Raw genomic sequence first — 7,279 nt, 5'->3', positions numbered from 1 at the left:
CTCGAAGGCCAGCTCGGCCACCGGCAGGCCGGGATCGGCCAGGGCCGATCGCAGGACACTCACATAGTGCCGCTGCATCCGCTCCACCTCGGCCGGGCCGAGGCGGTCGGTGCGGTGGTCCCAGACGACCTCGTAACCGTCGGCGTCCTTCAGGACCGCCACGACCAGGTCGACCGGGGCCGGGAGACTGGCCATCGGCGTCGGCTCCAGCACCAGCGTCTCGGTGCGCACGCTTCGCCGCGTCAGGTCCGCGAGCTGGAACATGACGTCGAAGAACGGCTGCCGGCGCCCCGGCTCGGAGTCCGGTTCCAGCTCGGCCACCACGCGGTCGAAGGAGATCTCCTGGTGGGCGTAGGCGTCCAGAGCGGTGCCGTGCACCCGGGCCAGCAGCTCGCGGAACGTCGGCTCGCCGGTCAGGTCCATGCGCAGCCCGACGGTGTTGACGAAGAAGCCGATCAGGTCCTCCAGCTCCGGCCGGGCCCGGTTGGCCAGCAGGCTGCCGACCACGAAGTCCTCGGCGCGGCCGTAGCGGCTCAGCAGGACGCCATAGGCGGACAACAGCACGGAGAACAACGACGCGCCTTCGCCGCGGGCCAGCTCTTCGAGCTGCCGCACCAGGTCCTCGGGCAGCCGGTGCGAGCAGCTCTGGCTCTGCGCGCCGGTCCCGGTGGGGGCACCGGCCGGGTAGAGCTCCAGCCGCGGCGGGCCGTCCCCGAGCCGGGCTCGCCAGTAGTCGAGCTGGGCCAGCAGTTCCGGGCTGTCCTCGCGGGAGGCTTCCCACGCCGCGTAGTCGGCGTACTGGAGCTTCGGCTCGGGCAGCGGCGACGGACGTCCCGCCGCGAACGCCGGGTACAGACCGACCAGCTCGTCGTGCAACAGCCGCAACGACCAGGCGTCGCAGACCACGTGGTCGAGGGTGATGAGCAGGACGTGGTCCTCGGCTGCCAGCCGCAGCAGGCCGACCCGGATCGGCAGATCCGTCTCCAGGTCGAAGGACCGCCGCAGTTCCGCTTCCGCGGTGTGCTGCCACGCCGCGGCCGGATCCGGGCGACCCGACAGGTCGCTGAGGACCACGGGCACGTCCGCTTCCGCGCGGATCAGCTGGACCAGCTCGCCGTCCTCGACGGTCAGCCGGGTGCGCAGCGTCTCGTGCCGGCGCACCACCTCGTCGATCACGGCTTGCAGGACCGCGAGGTCCACGGTTCCGCGCAGCCGGAGGCCGACCTGGATGTTGTAGGTCGCCGCGCCGTCCTCGATCTGCTCCATCACCCACAGCCGGCGCTGGGCCCGCGAGGGATCGGCGAGGAACTCCTCGTCCGTGCGCAGTTCGGTCGTCATGCCACACCCTCCTCGCCGTTCGTGGAGCGCCGGGCCGCGGGGGCGGGGCTCCGGCCGTGCTGGATGTCGTCAAGCTCGTAGTACCGCCCCACCCGGGCCCTCGCCTCGCGGTCGTCCCCCGGCTCGGCGACGAGGACCGCACCGGGGCCTGCGGCGGGCGAGTCGTGCTGTGCGTACTCCATCTGTCTCACCCCTGGTGTGCTCGAATGGTGTGCTGGAATGGTGTGCTGGAATCGGAACCCGCCCCTTGTCGGCGGCGGTCAGCGCGGCGTGCTCTGCCTGCGCACCCGGCGGGGTGCGATGGCGATCGCCTCGTAGTACCGGGGGGCCGCGGCGTCGCGGTGCCGGTCGATCTCGGCGGCCAGCTGCCACAGTCGCGGCGCGCCGTAGACCGCGCGCAGGGCGACGTCGATCCCGTACTTCTGCTTGATGCGGCCGGCCATCCGGACGGCGAGCAGCGACTGGCCGCCGAGCAGGAAGAAGTCGTGCTCGCGGCCCACTTCCGGGCAGTCGAGCAGTTCGGACCAGATCCCGGCCAGGAACTCCTCGGTGGCGCCGCGCGGGACCGCGTAGCCGGCCTCGCCGCGGTCGCCGGGGCCGGCGGCCGGCAGCGCGCGCTTGTCGACCTTGCCGTTGGCGGTCAGCGGCATCCGGTCCAGCAGCACGAACGCGCCCGGCACCAGGGCCGGCGCGAGCTCGGCGGCCAGTTCGGCGCGCAGCCGCGTGCGGATCGCGTCCGGGTCGGCGGGCTCGGCGTCAGCGGCATCGGCGGGGGCCGGGTCGGCGAGGACCACGTGCGCGATCAGCTCGGCGCACGCGCCGTCCTCGTCGCGGCGCGGCGTCACCACCGCGTCCCGCACCTCCGGCAGCCGGCGCAGCCGCTCGGCGACCTCGCCGGGCTCGACCCGGAAGCCGCGGATCTTGACCTGGTCGTCGCCGCGGCCGCCGAACTCCAGGCGGCCGCCCGGCCCGCGCCGGACCCGGTCGCCGGTGCGGTACATCCGCGCCCCGGGGCCGCCGAAGGGGTCCGGGACGAAGCGTTCCGCGGTGAGCGCCGGCCGGGACAGGTAGCCACGGGCCACGGCGGGCCCGCCGACGCACAGTTCGCCGAGCGCGCCGTCCGGTACGGCCCGCGACTCGGGGTCGACGATGCACAGGACGCGGTCGCCCACGGCACGGCCGATCGGGATGCCCGCCTGGTTCGCACAGTCCTCCGGCTCGATCTCGTGGACCGAGGAGAAGACCGTGCACTCCGAGGGCCCGTAGCCGTTGACGATCCGGGTGCCCGGCAGCGCGTTCAGGGCCTCGGCCACGTGCCGGCGCGACAGCGTCTCGCCGCCGGTCATCAGGTATCGCAGGCCACTGAGCAACGTCACGTCGACGTCCACCACGGTGTTGAACGCGGCGGCGGTCAGCCAGATCACGGTCGCGCCGCAGTCCGCCGCCAGCCGGGCCACCGCGAGCGGATCGCCGGAGTCGCCGGTGTGCACGACCACTTCGCCGCCGCTGAGCAGAGCCGGGTAGAGGTCGAGCACGTGGCCGTCCCAGGACAGCGCGGAGTGGTGCACCGTCACCGCACCCGGGCCCCAGAACGCGTAGTCCTCACCGGCGAAGAACCCGGCGACCGCCCGGTGCGGCACCTCGGTGCCCTTGGGCCGGCCGGTCGAGCCGGAGGTGTAGGGCACGTACATGACGTCGTCGGGCTCGACCGGCAGGCCGAGGTTCTCAGGGCTCTCACGCGCGAGTTCGTCGTCCAGGCCGGCCAGGGCCAGGGTGGAACAGCCCGGCACGCCGGGATCGGCCGCGTCGGCCGCCACCAGCAGCGCCAAGCGGTTCTCGGCAGCCATGGTCCGCACCCGGTCCGCGCCGAGCCCGGCCTCGAACGGCACATACGCGGCGCCGGTCTTGAGCACGGCGAGCGCGGCGGCCACGAACCCCGTCGAGCGCGGGAGGCGCAGGCCCACCCGGTCGCCGATCCCCACGCCGCGCGCGGCGAGCAGCCGGGCCAGCCGGTTGGCCTGCTCGTTGAGCGCGGCGTAGGTGTGGGTGGTGGCGCCGTCCCGCAGGGCGACCAGGTCCGGGAACCGCGCGGCGGTGTCCTCGAAGAGCTCGTGGACGCAGCGCGGGTCGCCGTCGCCGCTGATCTCGCTCATACCGACCTCTCTCGTCTTCTCGGGGGTCGCTCACCAGAGCCGGTCTGCCTGGGCGCCGCTGATGGCGGCACCGAGCGCGGGCAGGACGTCGTGCTGGGCGCTGCCGCGGTAGCTGAGCATCAGATACGGCGCGATCAGCAGCGGGATGTGCAGGCTCTCGGTGGCCTCGGTGATCCGCACCTGCAGCAGCGCGCGCGGGAACAGCGAGACGTTGCCGGTGGTCGCGTAGTAGCCGTCGAGATCGAAATCGAGCTCGTAGGTACCGGTGCCCCGCGGATCGCCCTCCCAGATCAGGAGGCGACCATCTGATCCGGTCAGGCCGGTGGCCAGGTCCACCCGTTCGGTGTCGCGCACCCGGCGCAACACCACCCGGACCTCGGCGGCCGGCAGTCCGAAGGCGCTGTCGATGACATGGACGGACAGCTTCACGGCGGCTCCTCACCTCATGTATTCCTACGGTGTTCGGTAAGAAGCTCGCGCCGGCCGCTATCGGATGCGTATCGCCGCGGTATCCACGCCGCCTGCCCACGGGGCGAAAACGCCCGAAAAGCCCTGGACAACAGGGCAAATCTGTGTTCGTATTTAAACCGTTCAAGTGATCGCGCCGACGTCACCGCCGGGCTTCGCGCCGATCTGGTCCCGGACCCGCGTCGGGCTCGGGACGTGCTGCCCACAGGTGACCATCGCGGGGTGATGTGCTTGGAATTCAAGCTGCTGGGCCCGTTGGAAGCCTGGCGGGACGGTGCGCGCGTCGCGATCGGCGGCCCCCGCCAGCAGGTGACCCTGGCGATGCTGTTGCTGGAGCCGGACCGGATGGTCCCCTCCGACCGGCTCATCGAAGCCGTCTGGGATGAGGAGCCCCCGGCCACCGCGCGCGCCCAGATCCAGATCTGCATCTCGAGCCTGCGCCGCGCCCTGGGCACCGGTCCGGCCGATCCGGTCATCGAGACCCTCAATCCCGGCTACCTGCTCCGGCTCGGCGAATCGTCGATCGACGTGCGGGCGTTCGAGGAGTCGGTGCTGCAGGCCCGGCGCGAGGCCGGCGCCGGCGACGTCCTCCAGGCGGCCCAGACCTTCCGCACGGCGCTCGCGCTGTGGCGCGGCCCGATGCTCAGCAGCGTCGACAGCACCCTGATCCGGCGCGCGGTCACGCAGTTCGACGAGCGCCGGCTGGCGGTGCTGGAGGAGTGCCTGGCCGCCGAGCTGGCCGCCGGCCGGACCCAGGACGTGATCGGCGAGCTGGTCAAGCTCTCGCACGAGAATCCGCTGCGCGAGCGCGCCAAGGTCCTGCTGATGACGGCGCTGTACCGGTCCGGCCGCCAGGCCGAGGCGCTGGAGGTGTACCGGATCGCCCGGGCCGAGCTGATCGACCAGCTCGGCATCGAGCCCGGCGAGGAGCTGCGCAAGCTCCAGCAGGCCATTCTCAACGGCGATCCGGAGCCGGCGGGACCGCCGCCGGTGGTGGTCGCCGCCGCCGCGGCGGCGGCCGGCCCGGCCCGGCCGCGCACGCTGCCCTCCACCATCGCCGACTTCACCGGCCGCTCGGCGATCATCGGCTCGGTGCTGGCCAGCGTGAACGAGGACGAGACCGGGTACTCGGTGCCGGTCAACGTCCTGTTCGGCCCGGGCGGCACCGGCAAGACCACGCTGGCGATCCACATCGCGCACCAGCTGGCCGAGCGCTTCCCCGACGGCCAGCTCTACGCCCGGCTCCGGGCCGGCGACCAGGCCGTCAGCCCGGCCGACATCCTCGGCCGGTTCCTGCGCGCGCTCGGCGCCCAGGGCTCGGCGCTGCCCGACAGCGTCGAGGAGCGCGCCGAGATGTACCGGGACCTGACCGGCGGTCGCAAAGTGCTGATCGTCCTGGACGACGCCATGTCCGAGTCCCAGGTCTCGCTGCTGGTGCCGGGCAGCCCGAGCTGTTCGGTGCTGATCACCAGCCGGCGCCGGCTGGCCGCGCTGCCGGTCGCCAACCGCTCCGAGCTCAAGGTCATGAGCCACGCCAGCTCCGTGGACCTGCTGGCGAAGATCCTCGGCGCGGACCGCGTCCGGGCCGAGCACGACGCCGTGGACGCGCTGTGCCGGTTATGCGGGCACCTGCCGCTGACGCTGCGGATCGTCGCCGCGCGACTGGCCAGCCGGCCGCACTGGACGGTGGCCGACATGGTGGACCGGCTGCGCGACGAGACCGAGCGGCTGAACGAGCTCAGCCGCGGCGAGCTGGGGCTGCGCGCGAGCCTGCGGGTGAGTTACGACGACCTGTCCGAGCAGGCCCGGCGGCTGTTGCGCCGACTGGCGATCTCGGACGCGCCGAACTACGCCCCGTGGATCGGCGCCCCGCTGCTGGACACCAGCGTCCGGCGGGCCGAGGACATCATGGAGGAGCTGGCCGAGGCCTACCTGATCGACATCGAGGAAGGGCCGCCCGGCGAGCCGGTCCGCTACCGGTTCCACGACATGATGCGGCCGTTCGCCCGGGAGGAGCTGCTCGGCGAGGAGCCGGCCGCGGAGCGCCGCGAGGTCCTGGAACGGCTGGTGAAGGCGTTCCTGTTCCTGGCCATCCAGGCCCACCGGCGCGAGTACTCCGGGGAGTACCTGCTGCCCAGCAGCGAGGTCGAGGTCTGGCCGCTGCCCGAGGACTACACCGACCGGCTCCTGGGCGATCCGCTGGCCTGGTTCGAGCGCGAACGGCTGGCGATCGTGGCGAACATCGCGCAGGCCGCGGCGTCCGGGATGAGCGAGCACACCTGGAACATGGCGCTGTGCGCGGTGACACTGTTCGAGTCGCGCTCCTACTTCTCCGAGTGGTACCAGACCCATGACATCGCGCTCCAGGCCGCGGTGAAGGCCGCCGACCGGCGCGGCGAGGCGGCGATGCGCTACTCGCTGGGCTCGCTGGACATGTTCGAGCTCCGCAACGACACCGCGCAGGCGCAGCTGGAGGCCGCGGCCCGGATCTTCACCGAGCTCGGCGACCGGCACGGGGCCGGGCTCGCGCTGCGCAACATCGCCGTGATCGACCGCCGCGCGGGCCGCCTGGACGAGGCGATCGAGCGCGGCCAGAGCGCGCTGGAGATGCTGCGCGAGGTCGGCGACCGGGTGGCCGAGGCGCACACCCTGCACAACCTGGCCCAGGTCTGGCTCGACTACGGACGCGACGACACCGCCGGCGACCTGCTGGACCGGGCCGCGCAGATCTGCGAGGAGGTGGGCAACCGGCGCGTCTACGCGCAGGTGCAGCGCCAGCTCGGGGACCTGCGGCTGCGCGTGGGACGCGTCGAGGAGGCCGCGGAGTCGTTCAGCGTGGTGCTGGAGATCGTCCAGGACGCGGACGACAAGGTCGGCGAGGGCTACGCACTGATCGGGCTGGCATACGTGGACCTGCGCCGGGAACGTCCGGAGGCCGCGATCAAGGTCCTGCGGGAGGCGGCGCTGACCACCGGCGCCGTCGGCAATCCGTTGCTGGAGAACCGGATCGAGCTGGCACTGGCCGAGGCCGAGCTGCTGGCCGGCGATCTGGCGGCGGCCGAGGAGCACGCCGACCGGGTGCTGCTGCGAACCGGCGGCACCAGCGCCCGGCTGCTCACCGTCCAGGCTCTGACGGTCCGGGGGCGCGTGCACCGGGAGGCCGGGCGAACGCAGGCCGCGCGGCAGGCGTGGCAGGAGGCCGTCCAAACGCTGTCCGCGCTGGGACTGCGCCGCGGCGTGGCGATGGCCGAGGAACTCAACGAGCTTCTGAAAACACTTACGGCCGCCTGAGGCGGCCGTAGCAAGGATCCTGTTCGGTC

At 72.8% G+C, this 7,279-nt stretch carries 5 protein-coding genes; 1 reads left to right on the top strand and 4 read right to left on the bottom strand.

The genetic code is table 11. The features are described from left to right. From KGQ19_RS09860 to KGQ19_RS09845, 4 genes are all read right to left on the bottom strand, one after another. A partial coding sequence (locus KGQ19_RS09860) for a condensation domain-containing protein (protein ID WP_230418410.1) occupies positions 1–1,338 on the bottom strand: 1,338 nt, incomplete at its 3' end. Further along, entirely contained in the window at positions 1,335–1,520 is a 186-nt protein-coding gene (locus tag KGQ19_RS09855; RefSeq protein WP_212008776.1) for a hypothetical protein, read from the bottom strand. The genes KGQ19_RS09855 and KGQ19_RS09860, both read right to left, overlap by 4 nt. A gap of 78 nt (positions 1,521–1,598) precedes the next feature. Then, positions 1,599–3,491 carry a non-ribosomal peptide synthetase gene (locus KGQ19_RS09850; RefSeq protein WP_212008775.1) on the bottom strand — a complete coding sequence of 631 codons (1,893 nt, stop codon included), beginning with the start codon at positions 3,489–3,491 and terminating at the stop codon, positions 1,599–1,601. A gap of 30 nt (positions 3,492–3,521) precedes the next feature. Further along, entirely contained in the window at positions 3,522–3,920 is a 399-nt protein-coding gene (locus tag KGQ19_RS09845; RefSeq protein WP_212008774.1) for a hydroxyisourate hydrolase, read from the bottom strand. A gap of 270 nt (positions 3,921–4,190) precedes the next feature. Between KGQ19_RS09845 and KGQ19_RS09840 the strand changes: the two genes are divergently transcribed. After that, positions 4,191–7,250, top strand: a complete 3,060-nt coding sequence (locus KGQ19_RS09840) for an AfsR/SARP family transcriptional regulator (protein ID WP_212008773.1) — start codon at positions 4,191–4,193, stop codon at positions 7,248–7,250. The last annotated feature ends 29 nt before the right edge of the window (positions 7,251–7,279 follow it).

The sequence above is a fragment of the Catenulispora pinistramenti genome (genome assembly GCF_018274385.1).
Taxonomy (GTDB): domain Bacteria; phylum Actinomycetota; class Actinomycetes; order Streptomycetales; family Catenulisporaceae; genus Catenulispora; species Catenulispora pinistramenti.
Note: the sequence above shows the minus strand (reverse complement) of the source record. Positions and strands in the feature narration are given on the sequence as shown.